Below are 15,807 nucleotides of genomic sequence, written 5' to 3' on the forward strand. Positions count from 1 at the left end.
GAACAAGGAGGAACCACCATGCAGCCCATCAAGGAACCAAGGGAAGACGACGACTATGCCGAGCGCGCACTCGACTGCCGCGAGGCGATCGGCGCCAAGGTGCAGCAGGTGACGGAGGCGGCCATGCATGCCGGCTGGAGCCAGGACGAGATCAAGGCGGCTTTCATCGAGATCGCCGAGCACTGGAAGACCGCAGACCACATCATGTAAGCGGATGTCCGACACCGGACAGGCGCGGAGAGGAGACGATCATCACCAAGGATCAAAAACCCGCAGCGGAAACCGACGCCAAAGGCGCCTTCGAGCGCCCGACGATCGGACGCGACAACAACGGCGTCACCAGCGCCAAGCCGACCGTCATCACGGGCTCCGAAGACAGCACCGTCCACAGCGGCCCAGGCGGGACGAAGCGCGAGGGTAAGGATTTCGACCTGAACTATGCGGAGCGCGACGCCAGCGCCGGCGAACCCGGCAAGGCTTCGTAAGACCGCTCGAGCGTCGAACAATAGGACGGCCCCGTTCATCTCAGCGGGGCCGTTTCGCGTCAGGTTGCCAGTGCCCGGTTGTTGCGCGACAAGTACAGGATACCCTTCTGCAACAGGATGAAGGCGAAGAGCAGGAAACCGATCAGGATCTTCGTCCACCAGCTGGAGAGCGTCCCGTCGAAGGTGATGTAGGTCTGGATGAGCCCCTGGATGAGAATGCCGATCAGCGTTCCCGCCACGAAACCCGACCCGCCGGACAGAAGCGTCCCCCCGATGACGACGGCCGCGATCGCATCCAGCTCGACGCCGACCGTCGCCAGCGAATAGCCGGCCGAGGTGTAGAGCGAGAACACAATGCCCGAGAGGCCGGCCAGCAGGCCCGAAAGCGCATAGATCATGATCGTCGTCGTGCCCGTGGGAACCCCCATCAGCCGCGCCGTCTGCGCCCCGCCGCCCAGCGCATAGACGTTCGTGCCGAAGCGGGTGCGGTGGGCGGTGAGAATGCCGAGCGCGAAGACCAGCAGCATGATGCCGCCGATCAGCGTCAGACGCCCGCCGCCCGGAAGCTTGAGGTAGAAACTCTTCATCGTCGCATAGAACGGATGGCGGATCGGGATGCTGTCGATCGACAGCACGAAGGCCATGCCGCGCGCAAGGAACATGCCGGCAAGCGTGACGATGAAAGCGGGCATTTCCAGATGATGGATGATGGCGCCCATCAGCGCGCCGAAGCTGGTGGTGATGATCAGCACCAGCACGAAGGCGGCCAGCGGATGGATCGCCGTGTTCTCCATCATCACCGCCAGAAAGACGCCGGTAAAGGCGATGACCGAGCCGATCGAGAGATCGATGCCGCCCGACAGGATGACGAAGGTCATGCCGACCGCCGCGATGCCGAGAAAGGCATTGTCCGTCAGCAGGTTGCCGATGACGCGTGTCGACAGGATGTTGGGAAACTGGAAGGCGCAGAGCGCATAGGACAGGACGAAGATGAGGATGGTCGCCGCCAGCGGAAGATGTTTGGCTTTCATTTCGCTTTGCTCTCCGCAGGCTTGTTGGCGGCAGCGGACCTGGAGAAGAAGGCGAGCGTGCCTTGCAGCTTCGGCGATTGCAGCACCAGAATGAAGACGATGATCGCCGCTTTGATGATCAGATTGAACTCCGGCGGGAAGCCCGAGAGCAGAATGCCGGTATTGATCGACTGGATGATCATGGCGCCGAGCAGCGAGGCCGCGATCGAGAAGCGCCCGCCGAGCAGCGACGTCCCCCCGATGACGACCGCGAGGATCGCGTCGAGTTCGAGCCAGAGCCCGGCATTGTTGGCATCGGCGCCGCGAATATCGGCGGCGGCGATGATGCCGGCGACGGAGGCGCAGAGGCCGGAGAGAACATAGGCCGCAATCAGCAGCACCGGGGTCGAGACCCCCGCCAGCGTGCTCGCCCGCCGATTGACGCCGACGGCCTCGATCAGCATGCCGAGCGCGGTGCGCCGCACGAGGAGCGCGACGAGAATGCCGGCCGTGATCCAGATGACGATCGGCATGGGCAGCCCGAAGAGCGAGCCGCTGCCGATGAAGATCAGGCCTTCGTCGTTGAAGGTCAGGATGGCGCCGTTGGTCACCATCTGCGCGATGCCGCGCCCGGCGACCATCAGCACCAGCGTGGCGATGATCGGCTGAATGTCGAGGATGGCGACCAGAATGCCGTTCCACAACCCGCAGAGAACGCCGACGCCGACCGTAAGAAGCAGCGTAGCGGGCAGCGAGTAGCCGGAGGTGATGGCGGAGGCCGCCACGGCGCCGCAGATCGCCATGACCGCGCCGACGGAAAGGTCGATGCCCTTGGTGGCGATGACCACGGTCATGCCGATGGCCAGAAGCGCCACGGGCGCGCCGCGGTTGAGAATGTCGATCAGCGAGCCGTAGAGCCGCCCGTTCTGAACCTGCAGGCTGAAGAAGCCGGGAAAGGCGATCGACACGAGGCCGAGAATGATCGCCAGCGCGATGAATTGCGGCAGGAGCCGCTTGCCATAGAGGCCGAGCATGGACATCACGCGACCTCCCCGGCAGCGGCCGATCGTTCGGCCGGCGTCTTCGCTGGTCCGGCGATCGTGTTGACGATGCTGTCCGTGGTGATCTCGGCACCCGTCAGCTCGGCCACGTGCTGGTGGTCGCGCAGCACGATCACGCGGTGGCTGTAGACCACCAGTTCCTCGATTTCGGACGAGATCACGATGAGCGACATGCCTTTCTCGCAGAGCGTTTCGATGAGCCGGATGATTTCGGCATGGGCACCGACATCGATGCCCCGCGTCGGCTCGTCGAGAATGAGGAATTCGGGGTTGGTCGCAAGCCAGCGGGCAAGGATCGCCTTCTGCTGGTTGCCGCCCGAGAGAAGCCGGATCGGCTTTTCCGCATCCGTCGTGCGGATATCGAGCGCCTTGATGTACTCGGCCGCCAGCCGGTCCTGTTCGGCCCGCGGGATGGGTCGCGCCCAGCCGCGCCGGGCCTGAAGGGCCAGCGCGATGTTCTCGCGCACCGAGAGGTCGCCGATGATGCCGTCGGTCTTGCGGTCTTCCGGGCAGAAGCCGAACTTCTGGCGGATGGCGGCGCGCGGCGACGACAGGTCGGCTGCCTTGCCGTCGATCGTCGCGGTGCCGCTGTCGGCACGGCGGGCGCCGAACATGACCTCGGCCGTTTCGGTGCGGCCGGAGCCGAGCAGCCCGGCAATGCCGATGACCTCGCCCGCCTTCACGTCGAGATCGAACGGGTCGATGCGCCCCTTGCGGCCGAAATCGCGGAACTGGAAGCGTACGGGTCCATCGGCGACCTTTGCGGCGCCGGCCTCGTCATGCACCTCTGCGGCCAGCTCGCGGCCGAGCATCATGGCGATCAGCTCGCGCCGCTCGAGGCGGACCGTGTCGCGCGTGCCGACCAGCTGCCCGTTGCGCAGGATGGTGACGCGATCGGTGATCTCGTAGACCTGCTCGAGGAAGTGGGTGATGAAGATGATCCCGAGCCCCCTCGCCTTCAGCCGCCGCACAACGCGAAACAGCATGGCCACTTCATGCGCATCGAGACTGGCGGTGGGCTCGTCGAGGATCAAAACCTTGCCCGACACATCCACGGCGCGGGCAATGGCGATCACCTGCTGGATGGCGACGGAAAAGCTGTCGAGGCCGGCTGTGACATCGATGTCCAGCTCGTACTCGGCCAGCAGCGCACGCGCCTTGCGGTTGACCGCGGCCGTATCGATCAGGCCGAAACGGCGCGGCTGGCGCCCGAGGAAGAGATTTTCGGCAACGCTCAGATTGGGCAGGAGGTTGACCTCCTGGTAAACCGTGCCGATGCCCAGACGCTGTGCGTCGAGCGTATCGCGCGGGTCGATCTCTGCACCATCAAGCAGGATCGTGCCGCCGTCGCGGTGATAGGCGCCCGTCAGGCACTTCACCAGCGTGGACTTGCCCGCACCGTTTTCGCCGAGAAGCGCATGCACTTCGCCGCGCCGGAGCGAGAAATCCACCTGGTTGAGCGCCTTGGCGCCCGGAAACACCTTGTCGATGCGGTGGGCGGATAGAACGGTATCGATGTCTTGCTGCATGAGCCCCATTCCATATGTCAGTCCGGCCCTGAGAGGCGCCCGTCCGTCGGCCATCGTGCAGACCGTTTCAGCATCAGCCCGGAGCCGTCGCCCACTACGCCGTCATCCCAGCCCAGGGGGCCGGGCTCCAGCGACCTGACGTCTGTCAGGTCGAAACAAGCTTTTCAGCGCAAGGGCTTGCGCTGACGGGGTCCCGGTTCAGGTTCCGGGATGAGAAAGCGAGTGGGCTGCCCCATGCCCTGAAGCGGCCGACCCAAACCCGCCATCCGCGCCCATCCGACGACGGGCGCGGCAGCGTTGCTCTTAGTAGCCGAGGCCCTTCTTGGCTTCGTACACCTTCTGCGGCTCGTCGGCCTGGGTGTAGAGCTTGGATTCCGTCTGGATCCACTTCGGCGGCTCCTTGCCGTCCTTCTTGAAGGCGGCGAGCGCGTCGAAGGCGGGGCCGGCCATGTTCGGGGTCAGTTCGACCGTCGCATTGGCTTCCCCGGCGGCCATTGCCTGGAAGATATCCGGCACGGCGTCGATGGAAACGACGAGAATGTCGGTGCCCGGCTTCAGGCCGGCTTCCTTGATGGCCTGGATCGCGCCGACGGCCATGTCGTCATTATGGGCGTAGAGGGCGCAGATATTCTTGCCACCGTTCTCGGCCTTCAGAAAGCTTTCCATGACTTCCTTGCCCTTGGTGCGGGTGAAGTCGCCGGTCTGCGAGCGGACGATCTTGAGATTGTCGTGGCCCTTCAGCGCTTCCTCGAAGCCCTTCTTGCGGTCGATGGCGGGCGAGGAGCCGGTCGTGCCCTGCAGCTCGACGACGTTGCACGGCTTGCCGGCGGTCGTATCGACCAGCCACTTGCCGGCAACATTGCCTTCATGCACGAGGTCCGACGTGACGGCCGTCATGTAGAGGCTCTTGTCGGCATCGACGGTGCGGTCGAGCAGGATGACCGGAATCTCGGCATCCTTGGCTTCGCCGAGCACTTCGTCCCAGCCGGTCGCAACGACGGGCGCGACGAAGATCGCATCGACGCCCTGCGCGATGAAGGAGCGCAGCGCCTTGATCTGGTTTTCCTGCTTCTGCTGCGCGTCGGCGAATTTCAGGTCGATGCCGCGCTTTTCGGCTTCCTGCTTCGTCACCGTGGTTTCTGCCGCGCGCCAGCCGGACTCGGAGCCGATCTGCGAAAAGCCGACCGTCATGTCGGCAGCCGATACGCTCGAGAAAACGCAGCCAGCCAGAACCGTTGCACAGCTAAGTGCTTTAACAAACTTCATGATTTCCTCCCAAAAATCGCTCCTCAGCGATGCCGGTATATAGTCATACAATATGACTTTAGTAAAGTGGATGCGTGCGTCAAATTGCAACCATTCGACATTTTTCACGCACGTTTTTACGCGTCCTCCGCCCGCCCGCCAGCGCATGCGAAAACACCCGCGCCATGGGCGCGGGTGTCATGATTTCAGAGACTTAGGACTTGGTTTTGGCGTCGCTCTGGCCGTAATAGGCACCGGGCCCATGCTTACGCTTGAAGTGCTTGGCGAGCAGTTCCGGCTCGATCTGTGGCAGCTTCGGCGCAAGCTGCAACGACATCATCGCCATGTGCGCAATGCACTCGACGGCGACGGCGACCTCCACCGCCTTCGCCACCGTCTTGCCCCAGGTGAACGGCGCATGACGGTTGACGAGGACGCCCGGGAAATCGAGCGGGTCGGCGTTGCCGAGGCACTCGACGATCACGTTGCCCGTTTCCCATTCATAAGCCGTGCCGATCTCCTCGGCCGTCATCTTCCGGGTCACCGGGATATCGCCGTTGAAGTAGTCGGCATGCGTCGTCCCGAAGATCGGGATCGGCATGCCGGCCTGGGCGAAGGCCGTCGCGTGCGAGGAGTGCGTGTGCACGACGCCTCCGATCTCCTCGAAGGCCATCAGCAGACGACGATGGGTCGGCGTGTCGGACGACGGGTTGAGCGTCCCCTCCACCCGCTTGCCGTCGAAATCGACGATGACCATGTCCTCGACCGTCATCGCGGTGTAGTCCACGCCGCTCGGCTTGATCGCGAAGACGCCGCGCGCGCGATCGACCGCGCTTGCATTGCCGAAGGTCAGGTTGATCAGGCCGTGGCGCGGCAGCGAGACATTGGCCTCGTAGGCTTCGCGCTTCAGTTCCGTATAGACCGACATGACGCCCTCAGCCCCGGATGCCGCGGGCGAAGTGGTAGTACACCTCGTTGTTGCGCAGATCCTGCTTGAAGGCGGGCAGCGTGGTGTCGTCGTTGATGACGGCAAGCTCGATGCCGGCGATGGTGGCGAAGTCTTCCAGCATCTCGGTGGTCACGTCGTAGCTGTAGACCGTGTGGTGCGCGCCGCCGGCCAGAATCCAGGAGGTGCAGGCGGTCTTGAAGTCCGGCTTGCATTCCCAGACGGCACGCGCGACCGGCAGCTTCGGCAGGTCGGGGTGCTCGACGGAGGTGACTTCGTTGACGAGCAGGCGGAAACGGTTGCCGAGATCGATCAGCGATGCGTTCAGCGCCGGGCCTTTGACCGCGTCGAACACGAGACGGACCGGATCGTCCTTGCCGCCGATGCCCAGCGCATGGATCTCGACCGACGGCGTGCCGCTCGCGATCGTCGGGCAGATTTCCAGCATGTGCGAGCCGAGCACCTGCTCGGAGCCGGGCGCCATGTGGTAGGTGTAGTCTTCCATGAAGGACGTCGCGCCGGTCAGGCCTTCGCCCATGACCTTCAGCGCTCGCAGGAGTGCCGACGTCTTCCAGTCGCCTTCGCCGGCAAAGCCGTAGCCGTCGGCCATCAGGCGCTGCGGCGCCATGCCGGGCAGCTGCGTCAGGCCGTGCAGGTCCTCGAACGTGGTGGTGAAGCCCTTGAAGCCGCCTTCCTCGAGGAAGGCGCGGATGCCGAGTTCCTGACGGGCGTTGTAGAGGAGGGATTCGTGACGGGCGCCACCTTCGGCAAGCTCGGGCACGACCTTGTAGAGCGTGACGTATTCGGCAGCGAGCGCCTTCACGTCTTCGTCGCTGACGGCGTTCATGCGGGCGGCGAGATCGCCGATGCCGTAGGTGTTCACCGAGAAGCCGAAGGCCATTTCGGCGGATACCTTGTCGCCGTCGGTGACGGAAACGAAGCGCATGTTGTCGCCGAAGCGGCAGAAGCGCGCGCCCTGCCAGTCATGCCAGGCGCGAACGGCGCGGATCCAGGCGTCGATGCGCTGGTGCACTTCCGGGTCCGTCCAGTGGCCGACGACGACCTTGCGACCGAGGCGCAGGCGCGTGTGCAGGAAGCCGGCTTCGCGGTCGCCATGCGCCGACTGGTTGAGGTTCATATAGTCCATGTCGATCGTCGCCCAGGGCAGTTCGCGATCGTACTGGGTGTGGAGGTGCAGGAACGGCTTGTTCAGCTGCGCGAGGCCGCGGATCCACATCTTGGCGGGCGAGAAGGTGTGCATCCAGAGGATGAGGCCGGCGCATTCGGCATCGGCATTGGCCTCGATGCAGAGATCGGCCGCCTGTTCCGGCGTCGTCACGATCGGGCGGCAGACGATTTCCAGCGGGAAATTGCCGGTGTCGTCGAGCGCCTTGGCGATTTCCTCGGCATGCGCGGTCACCTGCTGCAGCGCTTCCGGGCCGTAGAGATGCTGCGATCCGCAGACGAACCAGATTTTAGCGGGCTTCAAACCAAACATCGTATCAGTCCTTGTTGTCTATCCTGTCGCACGCTTGCGCGTGCGGAATTGTCGTCAGCTGTTGGCGGCGTATTTGATGTCGATCAGGCTCTTCATCAGGCCGGAAAGATCGGCCTGCTTGTTCAGACCGCCGAAGCTGTCATGCAGATCGCGGTAGAGCCCGTAGAGCTCGTCATAAACCGCCTGGTTTTCGGCGATCGGGGTGTAGCGCTCCTCGCGCAGCGAGGTCATGGCCGCCTGCGCGGCCTCGAAATCGGTGTGCGCGCCGGCGAGAACGGAGGCGGCGATGGCGCCGCCGAGCGCGCAGGTCTGGCTGGAGCCGGCGACCAGCATGGTGCAGCCGGTGACGTCGGCATAGATCTGCATCAGCATCGGGTTCTTCTCGGCGATGCCGCCGGTGCAGACGACGCGGTCGACCGCGACGCCGTATTCCCGGATGCGCTCGATGATGGCGCGCGCACCGAAGGCCGTGGCCTCCACCAGCGCGCGATAGATCTCGGCGCGGGTCGTGTAGAGCGTCTGCCCGAGGATGAGGCCCGACAGGCGCTGATCGACGAGGATCGTGCGGTTGCCGTTGTTCCAGTCGAGCGCCAGCAGGCCGGTCTGGCCGGGCTTCAGCTGCTCGGCTTCCGCCGTCAGTTCGCCATGCAGCGCGCCAGAGCCGCCGCAAACGCCCTCGACCCACCACTTGAAGATATCGCCCACGGCCGACTGTCCGGCCTCGACCCCGAAGAAGCCGGGCAGGATCGAGCCTTCCACGATGCCGCAGATGCCGGGAATGTCGCCCGGCTGCGTCTTGACCGGCACGACGGCGCAGTCGCAGGTGGACGTGCCGATGACCTTGACCAGCGTACCCTCCTCGACGCCGCAGCCGATCGCGCCGTAATGAACGTCGAACGCACCCACGGCGATCGGGATGCCGGCGGGCAGGCCCAGCTTCTCGGCCCATTCGGCCGACAGCGCGCCGGCTGGCGTCGCGGCGTCATAGGCGTTGTCGTAGAGCCTGTCGCGCAGATCGGCGATCTTCGGATCGAGCATCGCCAGGAATTCCTTGTCCGGCAGCCCGTTCCAAGCCTTGTTGTAGAGCGCCTTGTGACCGGCCGCACAGACACCGCGCACGATGTCGCTGGGGTCCTTGACGCCAGCCAGGACGGATGGGACCCAATCGGCCAGCTCGACCCAGGAATGGGCGGCCGCGAAAACGTCGGGGGCGACCGTCAGGCAGCGCCAGATCTTCGACCACCACCATTCCGACGAATAGGTCGAGCCGACCATGGCGATGTATTGCGGGCGATGCGCGCCTGCCAGTTCGGTGATGCGGGCCGCCTCGCGCCAGCTCGTATGGTCCTTCCACAGCCAGCACTGGGCATTCGGATTGGACTGGAACTGCGGCAGCATGCCGAGCGCCTGGTTCGTCGCATCCACCGGGAGCGGGCTCGAACCCGTGCTGTCGACGCCGATGCCGGCCACCTTGGAGACATCGAAATCCGGCTGGGCGACAGCCTGTTTCAAGGCACGCGCCACGCTTTCCTGCAGGCCGTAGAGATAATCGGCCGGGCTCTGGCGGGCGACGTTGTGGTCGCGGGGATCGAGCAGCACGCCCTGCGTCCCGCTCGGATAATCGACGACACCCGTGCCGTATTCCTTGCCGTCGGACGCGCGCACGATGAGGGCGCGAACCGAATTGGTGCCGTAGTCGATACCGAGAGTGAACATGAAAGCTCCAGAAAAATGCGAATGTCAGCCGGCCGAAATGTCACGGCCTGCTGCGACCGCAACGCGTCGTGCCGACACGCGCTGGGATCGCAGCAGAAACGTCAGGGGCGATGCCGGATCCGGTCCTCGGGATCGACAACACCCATCGCGCATGACGATCCGCGCGGCATCGAAGCCACCGGTCGCGCATGCACCCATAGTCTGATTCCCCTCCCGAAGAATGCCGTTCCGCGAACGGCGCGGACAGAAAAATCATATTGTAATACTTTTGTAAATGGGGAACGTTCGCTTTTCCGCATGGACATGATGTCGGGGGCGGAACGGGCGCAGAGTGCCATGGGAACATGACAGCGAAAAGGCCGATGCATCCTCTGCACCGGCCTTTTCGCACCGTTCATCGGGCTGGTCGCGCGCTCAGACAGCCAGACGCTTGGAGACCTGGGTGCGCAGGGCCTGCAGGTCCTTGGCGAAGGCGCGGATACCCTCGGAGAGCTTTTCGGTGGCCATCGCGTCCTCGTTCAGCATCCAGCGGAACGTCTTTTCGTCCATGTGGATCTTCTCCACCGGCGTGACATTGTCCGGCGAAAGCTTGCGCTCGAGCGTGCCTTCGTCCTTGGACAGTTCCTCAAGCAGCGCCGGGCTGATCGTCAGGCGGTCGCAGCCGGCAAGGGCTTCGATTTCGCCGATATTGCGGAACGAGGCGCCCATGACGACGGTCTTGATGTCGTTGGCCTTGTAGTAGTTGTAGATTTCGCGCACGGAAACGACGCCCGGATCGGTTTCCGAGGTGTAGGTTTCACCCGTGGACTTGACGTACCAGTCGAGGATACGGCCGACGAAGGGCGAGATGAGAAAGGCCTTTGCATCGGCGCAGGCGACCGCCTGGGCCATGCTGAACAGCAGCGTCAGGTTGCAGTCGATGCCTTCCTTCTGCAGCACTTCCGCAGCGCGGATGCCTTCCCAGGTGGAGGCGAGCTTGATCAGGATGCGGTCGCGTTCGATGCCGCGCTCCTTGTAGGCGGCGATGATGGCATGCGCCTTGGCAATCGAGCCTTCGGTGTCGAAGGACAGGTCGGCATCGACTTCGGTCGAGACGCGGCCGGGAACGAGCTTGGACAGCTCGGCACCGACGGACACGGCCAGACGGTCGGCGACGGCGCTCACCAGCGCATCGCCCGAGGTCGACTGGCTCTTCGCCCAGGTCACGGCTTCCGCATTGATCTCGTCGAACAGCGGCGTTCCCAGTGCCTTCAGCACGATGGTCGGGTTGGTCGTGCAATCCACCGGCTTGAGGCGGGCAACGGCCTCGATATCACCGGTGTCGGCCACGACGGTCGTGATGCCGCGTAATTGTTCCAGCTTGGACATCATCTTCGCCTTTCGTCATCTTTCGTCGGAGGTGCGGCATGCGGCCTCTGCGGCCCGTCATGGCTGCCCTCGATAGGACTTCCGTCGCGGCGCGACGGATCATGAGACCGAACGGGAATACGAGCATCGGGTTCCGCTTCCGGCACGTCTGGATATGAGTAGCTTGATGACTTTTGTCAAATCGTTTATTCAAAAGTTGTGCCATCATCCTCGAATTTCGGGGCTTTGAAACGGACCGTTACGACACTTCAGACCGCTTCCGCGGCAAACCGCTCACGCGGAGGGATCGACGCCTTGGCCAGACTGGACCGCACCAACCCCAACATCCTGCTCGACACGCGCTCGCTGCGCCTGCGGGCGGCCTGGCTCTACTACAACAGGGGGCTGACGCAGAAGGACATCGCAGAGAATCTCGGCATCAGCCGCGCGACCGTCATCCGCATGCTGGACGAGGCGGTGAAGCGTGCCGAAGTGCAGATCTGGATCAACGAGACGCCGGAGGACTGCACGGGCCTCGCGCTGCGGCTGGAGGAGAAACTGGGGCTGGACGAGGCGATCGTCGTGCCGGGCGAAGGCGACGTGGATGAAACCGCGCGCGATGTCGGGGCGGCGCTCGGCACCTTCCTGTCGGAGGTCATCCGCGACGGCAACGTCGTCGGCGTCGGCTGGGGCCGCACGCTCAGCGCCTCACTCCAGACCTTCCGTCCGCCGCGCATGGAAAAGGCCAAGATCGTCTCGCTCCTGGGCGGACTGATCGAAACCTCGACGCTCAACCCGGTCGATTATTCTTGGCGGCTGGCGAGCGCGCTCGGCGCGGACTGCATGCTGATGCTCGCGCCGCTGATCGTGGACAGCGAGGAAACCAAGGCGCGCCTGATCGAGCGCTGCGGACTGGACCGGCTGTTCGCCACCGCCGAAATGCTCGACATCGCCATCGTCAGCTGCGGCGACTTCAGCGCCAACGGCTCCTCGCTCTCCCCCGGCTTCCTCTTGCCGGCGGACCTGAAGGCGCTGCTCGCCGCCGGCACGGTCTGCGATACGCTCTGTCATTTTCTGGATGCGGCGGGAAACAGCGTCGACCACCCGCTGAACCGCCGCGTCATGTCCGTCGGTCTTTCGGCCGTCGCCAAGGCCCGCCATGTCGTCATCGCATCCGGCGGTCGCAAGCGCGTCGCGGCCATCCGCGCCACCATGGCCCGCACCGGCTGTCACACGCTGATCACCGACGAAGCCGCCGCGCGCGGCCTGCTGGAGCTGGCCTGATCCGACGCTCAACCCGCCACCATCAGGGAACAGAAAGCCGGTCTCCGCTGTTCTCCTTGCGAAACGAACCCAAGGAGACACACATGGCGCATACCGATGACACGACGAAGGTCTGGGACCTTATCGACAAGATCGGCTTTTGCATGCTGGCGACTGAAACCGGCAACGACATCCGCGCCCGGCCGATGGCGGCGTATGTGGAGCGCATGGAAAATTCCGTCTACTTCCTGACGGATGCCGACAGCCACAAGGACGACGAGGTCGAAGCCCACCCCGACGTCTGCCTCGCCTTCGCCGACACCAAGGGCCAGAAATACGTCTCGCTGTCCGGCACCGCGACCGTGGAGAACGACCGCGAGAAGATCAAGGAACTCTGGGGCACCCCGGCCAAGGCCTGGTGGGACAGCCCGGACGACCCGAAGATCCGTATCCTGCGCGTCACCCCTTCCTTCGCCGAATACTGGGACAGCCCGGGCACCGTCATCAGCTACATCAAGATGGCCGCAGCCGCCGTGTCGAACACCCGTCCCGACATGGGTGAGAATGCCAAGGTCAATCTCTGACCGGTTTCCCGTAATCGATTTGATGACTCGGCGCGGCATCTCTGCCGCGCCGTTTTTCGTTGCGCCGAACGCGCCGATCATGTCGACATCCTGTATTACCCCATGGTAGAACCGGACCCAGCCTTGACGACGCAGGGCGTGTCGGAATGCGAAGAGGGGTCTCATGACGGAAGCGATCTCCGCCGAAACGGTTCGGGCCCGCGGGTCGGGAACCCAGAGCGTCTACGCCGCCTTGCGTGGCGAAATCCTCGCCATGGCGCTGTCGCCCGGCAGTCCGCTCGATGAGGTTCGGCTGTCGGAACGCTTCGGTATGTCCCGCACGCCGATCCGCGAGGCGCTGCTGCGTCTGTCGGCCGATGGTCTCGTGACGACCCTGCCGAACCGCAACACCATTGTCGCCACCATCGATTTCGCCGAGCTTCCCACCTATTTCGACGCACTCACCCTCATGTATCGCGTCACCACCCGCGCCGCCGCCTCGCGCCGCGATGCCGCGCAGATGGCGGAGATCCGGCGGCATCAGCGGACCTTTGCCGAGGCCGTCGAAGCCCATGATGCCTACGGCATGATCGAGGCGAACCGCGAATTCCACGTCGCCATCGCCGTGCTCGGCGGCAATCCCTACTACGTCACCTTCTTCAGCCGCCTGCTGGACGAGGGACGACGCATCCTGCGGCTCTACTACTCGACCTTCGACGACCGCCTGCCGCGGCAATATGTCGATGAGCACGAGGCCTTCATCGCCGCCATCGAGGCGGGCGACGTCGAGGAATGCGACCGGCTCGCCATCGCCCATGCCGCCCAGATCGTGCGGCAGATCCAGGAATACGTCGCCCGCGACATGGGCAAGGCGACCGCCATCCGGAACCTCTAGGAAGACGGGCGCCTACGCCCTCTCTTACCGCGCCCCACAGACAGAAAGCATATCATGTCCCCCATCGATCTTGGCCTTCCCGCGTTCATTTCCGATGCCGAGCGGCGGGAGCGACTGGAGCGACTGCGCGCGAGCCTCGACGCCCAAGGCCTTGCCGGCCTTCTCCTCGGATCCTCGAAGAGCCTGCAATATTTCACCGGCCTTCACTGGCATGCGAGCGAGCGCCTGCTCGGCGCCCTGATCACCCCGACGGCGCTGCATTACATCGTCCCCGGCTTCGAGCAGAGCCGCGTCGAGACCCTGCCGCACCTGCCGGGTGAAATCGCCGTCTGGCAGGAGGAGGAGAGCCCCGCCGATCTCGTCCGCCGCATTATCGGCGCGAACGGCACGCTCGCGCTCGACGATGCGCTGCCGCTCGCCATCTATCATCCGTTGGCAACGGCGTTCGGCCAGGAGCGCCTCGTGGATGGCGGCCCCGTCATCCGCGACATCCGGATCGTCAAGTCAGCGGCCGAAATCGCCATCATCCAGCATGCCATGACCATCACGCTGGAGGTGCACAAGCGGGCGCATGCGCAGATGGCGCCGGGCGTGCCGGCATCCGACATCGTACGCTTTATCGACCGCGAGCATCGGGCGCTCGCCGGTTCCGGCTCCACCTTCTGCATCGTCTCCTTCGGCACCGCCACCTCCCTGCCGCATGGTGCGGATGGCGATCAGGTCCTGTGCGAAGGCGATGCGATCCTGGTCGACACGGGCACGCGGATCGACGGCTACCACTCGGACCTCACCCGCACCTACATGCTGGGCGAGGCGACACCGGACTTCGCCCGCGCCTGGGCCATCGAGCGGGAGGCGCAGCAGGCCGTGTTCGACGCCGCGCGCATCGGCGCGCCCTGCCACAGCCTCGACGATGCCGCGCGTGCGGTGCTCGTGCGCCACGGCCTCGGCCCGGACTACTCGCTGCCCGGCCTGCCCCACCGCGCCGGCCACGGTCTCGGGCTCGAGATCCACGAACATCCCTATATCGTGCGCGGCAACACCCTGCCGCTGCGCGCCGGCATGGTGTTCTCCAACGAGCCGATGGTCGTCTTCCCCGACCGCTTCGGCATTCGCCTCGAAGACCACATCCACATGACCGAGACGGGCCCGACATGGTTCACCGAGCCGGCCCCCGGCCCGACCCGGCCGGTCGCCTGAGGGTCCGGTGAGGGCGAAGCACGCACTTCGCCCTCACCGGCCTTAGATCGTCTCGACCGCCTCGATGCGCGCCTGCCCGCCGACAACGGGCGCGAACGCGTCCCAGACACCGCGCGCGCCCTGCCGCCATTCGGCGATATCCGGCACCGCCAGCACCTGCCCGCCATGGGACAGCGCGGTCGCCACGCTCTTTTCCTCGTCGGCCACGATCAGCGCATCGAACATGGCCGCTCCCTCCGTCGAGGCATCCGACAGCACCTGCTGCTCCTCGGGCGACAGCCCGTTCCAGAAGCTTCCGGCGAAATAGACGACGCCGGAGGCGCGGATATGGCCGGTCAGCATCATCACTGGCACCACCTCATAGAGCTTGAAGCCGGCATAGGCGGATTTCGTCAGGTCCATCGCATCGGCAACGCCGGTCGACAGCGCGTTGTAGGTTTCCGTGATGGGAATGCCGACCGGCACCGCGCCAAAGCCGGACCAGAGCCTGGTGTGCAGCGGGCTCTGGATCACCCGGATCTTCCGGCCCACCATCTCCTGCGGACGCAGGATCGGTTCCTTGGCCAGAAGATGCCGTGCACCGTAATCGATGAAGCCGGTGGCAACGAAGTTCTGGGCCTTGAGCCTGGCCTGAAGGTCGGCGCCGATCTCGCCGTTGACGACGCGGGCCACATGCGCGGCATCGCGGTAGAGAAACGGCAGGTCGAGGATCTGCAGCTCCGGCACCCAGCCGGACAGCGAAGAGACGGTGGAGAGGCTTGCCTGCACCGCGCCGAGCCGCGTCGCCTCGGCCACCTCCTTTTCCCCGCCCAAGGCGCCGTTGGCGACGATGTTGAACCGGAAGCGACCGGGCATGCGGCTTTCCACCCGCTCGGCGATGTGCCGCCAGATCTTCGTCTCCGGCTTGTCCTCCCCGAGCAGAGAGGCGACCGTGAGGCTCGTGGTTTTGGCAAAGGCCGGGCGAATGAGTGCCGGGGCGAACAGGCCGGCGGCGAGAGACGATGCCAGGAAGGTGCGGCGGGTGGTGGTGGACATGGGTTTACGGATCC

14 protein-coding genes are annotated in these 15,807 nt (G+C 64.8%); 5 read left to right on the forward strand and 9 right to left on the reverse strand.

The genetic code is table 11. The features are described from left to right. Positions 1-18: 18 nt before the first annotated feature. Entirely contained in the window at positions 19-210 is a 192-nt protein-coding gene (locus tag LRX75_RS09380) for a hypothetical protein (protein ID WP_113150966.1), read from the forward strand. A gap of 334 nt (positions 211-544) precedes the next feature. On the opposite strand, the gene yjfF is transcribed toward LRX75_RS09380, so the two are convergent. The 8 genes from yjfF to tal form a co-directional block, all read right to left on the reverse strand. Further along, positions 545-1,516 carry a galactofuranose ABC transporter, permease protein YjfF gene (gene yjfF, locus LRX75_RS09385; RefSeq protein ID WP_231813721.1) on the reverse strand — a complete coding sequence of 324 codons (972 nt, stop codon included), beginning with the start codon at positions 1,514-1,516 and terminating at the stop codon, positions 545-547. Beyond that, a complete protein-coding gene (locus LRX75_RS09390; RefSeq protein ID WP_231813723.1) occupies positions 1,513-2,535 on the reverse strand; it encodes an ABC transporter permease in 1,023 nt (340 codons plus the stop codon). The genes yjfF and LRX75_RS09390 overlap by 4 nt, the downstream gene beginning before the upstream one ends. Next, positions 2,535-4,085: a galactofuranose ABC transporter, ATP-binding protein YtfR gene (gene ytfR, locus LRX75_RS09395; RefSeq protein WP_231813725.1), complete on the reverse strand. Its 1,551-nt coding sequence runs from the start codon at positions 4,083-4,085 to the stop codon at positions 2,535-2,537. Before ytfR ends, LRX75_RS09390 begins: the two co-directional genes overlap by 1 nt. A 303-nt stretch (positions 4,086-4,388) precedes the next feature. Beyond that, positions 4,389-5,351: a galactofuranose ABC transporter, galactofuranose-binding protein YtfQ gene (ytfQ, locus tag LRX75_RS09400; protein WP_092935044.1), complete on the reverse strand. Its 963-nt coding sequence runs from the start codon at positions 5,349-5,351 to the stop codon at positions 4,389-4,391. Positions 5,352-5,544: 193 nt separating this feature from the next. Next, positions 5,545-6,258: an L-ribulose-5-phosphate 4-epimerase AraD gene (gene araD, locus LRX75_RS09405; protein WP_231813727.1), complete on the reverse strand. Its 714-nt coding sequence runs from the start codon at positions 6,256-6,258 to the stop codon at positions 5,545-5,547. A gap of 7 nt (positions 6,259-6,265) precedes the next feature. After that, positions 6,266-7,774 (reverse strand): L-arabinose isomerase, encoded by a 1,509-nt coding sequence (gene araA / locus LRX75_RS09410; RefSeq protein WP_231813729.1) that lies wholly within the window; start codon positions 7,772-7,774, stop codon positions 6,266-6,268. Positions 7,775-7,828: 54 nt separating this feature from the next. Next, positions 7,829-9,490 carry a ribulokinase gene (locus LRX75_RS09415; RefSeq protein ID WP_231813731.1) on the reverse strand — a complete coding sequence of 554 codons (1,662 nt, stop codon included), beginning with the start codon at positions 9,488-9,490 and terminating at the stop codon, positions 7,829-7,831. Between the two features lie 414 nt (positions 9,491-9,904). Further along, complete coding sequence (tal, locus tag LRX75_RS09420) at positions 9,905-10,861, reverse strand: transaldolase (protein WP_231813733.1); 957 nt, start codon at positions 10,859-10,861, stop codon at positions 9,905-9,907. Between the two features lie 291 nt (positions 10,862-11,152). Here tal and LRX75_RS09425 point away from each other — a divergent pair, with 291 nt between their 5' ends. The 4 genes from LRX75_RS09425 (at position 11,153) to LRX75_RS09440 (ending at position 14,758) form a co-directional block, all read left to right on the forward strand. Beyond that, positions 11,153-12,121: a sugar-binding transcriptional regulator gene (locus tag LRX75_RS09425; protein WP_231813735.1), complete on the forward strand. Its 969-nt coding sequence runs from the start codon at positions 11,153-11,155 to the stop codon at positions 12,119-12,121. Between the two features lie 83 nt (positions 12,122-12,204). Further along, positions 12,205-12,684, forward strand: a complete 480-nt coding sequence (locus tag LRX75_RS09430; RefSeq protein ID WP_231813737.1) for a pyridoxamine 5'-phosphate oxidase family protein — start codon at positions 12,205-12,207, stop codon at positions 12,682-12,684. A 163-nt stretch (positions 12,685-12,847) separates the two neighbouring features. Then, the gene (locus LRX75_RS09435) at positions 12,848-13,558 is read left to right on the forward strand and encodes a GntR family transcriptional regulator (protein ID WP_231813739.1); all 711 of its coding nucleotides are present in this window, start codon (positions 12,848-12,850) and stop codon (positions 13,556-13,558) included. Positions 13,559-13,612: 54 nt separating this feature from the next. After that, positions 13,613-14,758 (forward strand): M24 family metallopeptidase, encoded by a 1,146-nt coding sequence (locus LRX75_RS09440; protein WP_231813741.1) that lies wholly within the window; start codon positions 13,613-13,615, stop codon positions 14,756-14,758. Positions 14,759-14,800: 42 nt separating this feature from the next. Here LRX75_RS09440 and LRX75_RS09445 read toward each other — a convergent pair whose 3' ends face one another. Continuing rightward, positions 14,801-15,793, reverse strand: a complete 993-nt coding sequence (locus tag LRX75_RS09445; protein WP_231813743.1) for a TRAP transporter substrate-binding protein — start codon at positions 15,791-15,793, stop codon at positions 14,801-14,803. Positions 15,794-15,807: the final 14 nt, after the last annotated feature.

It is taken from the genome of Rhizobium quercicola (assembly GCF_021168455.1).
GTDB lineage: Bacteria > Pseudomonadota > Alphaproteobacteria > Rhizobiales > Rhizobiaceae > Ferranicluibacter > Ferranicluibacter quercicola.